1 rRNA gene is annotated in these 271 nt (G+C 53.9%); it reads right to left on the bottom strand.

Going from position 1 to position 271, the window contains the following annotated elements:
• A 16S ribosomal RNA gene (locus tag KW850_RS32870) occupies positions 1-271 on the bottom strand; the annotation flags it as partial.

The following is a 271-nucleotide window of genomic DNA, read 5'->3' as shown; positions in this document are numbered from 1 at the left end:
GGTGTGTACAAGGCCCGGGAACGTATTCACCGCGGCATGCTGATCCGCGATTACTAGCGATTCCGGCTTCATGCAGGCGAGTTGCAGCCTGCAATCCGAACTGAGAATGGTTTTATGGGATTGGCTAAACCTCGCGGTCTTGCAGCCCTTTGTACCATCCATTGTAGCACGTGTGTAGCCCAGGTCATAAGGGGCATGATGATTTGACGTCATCCCCACCTTCCTCCGGTTTGTCACCGGCAGTCACCTTAGAGTGCCCAACTAAATGCTG

The organism is Bacillus sp. sid0103, from assembly GCF_019219025.1.
The sequence above is the reverse complement of the archived record's forward strand: the minus strand, read 5'-3'. Positions and strand labels throughout refer to the sequence as shown.